This window comes from Enterobacter sp. SCRI0065, from assembly GCF_059766475.1.
In genome coordinates this window covers 1-438 of record NZ_JCBAJB010000033.1, presented here as the reverse complement: position 1 = coordinate 438, position 438 = coordinate 1, and the positions used below count along the sequence as shown (strand labels likewise).

General features: G+C 51.8%; 1 pseudogene. It reads left to right on the top strand.

Annotated features, from left to right (window positions below):
* Positions 1-129: 129 nt before the first annotated feature.
* Positions 130-438: pseudogene (locus tag AC6EMZ_RS23280) on the top strand (TonB-dependent receptor); the annotation flags it as partial.

The following is a 438-nucleotide window of genomic DNA, read 5'->3' as shown; positions in this document are numbered from 1 at the left end:
ACCTGAGAAGGCCCGTTAACGTTGTACTAAATGCGTTTCCCTGAAAATTTTTGCTATTTTTCTGCCCGATTTTGTTTCTCGCGTGACCTACCTGATGTGTCTTTTTTTCAATATTTCAGGGGAATGACAATGGCGATAAACAATCATAATGGTGGGTGCATCGCGCATAAACCTACCTTGGCGGTCGCGCGGGCAGTCCATTTGGCACTGTCTGGCGTGTTGATCTTAAGTGTCGGAACGGTCAGCTCAGCGCTGGCGGCGGAAACTGTCGCTGCTGTCGCGGCACCAACAATGACGTTTTCCATTCCGGCAGGGTCGCTAGGCACCACGTTGCAGGCTGTCGCCAGCCGTGCCAATGTCATTCTCACGTTTTCTCCCGATCAAACACAGAATAAAACCAGTGGGAGCGTGCGGGGAACCTACACCGTACAGGAAGCC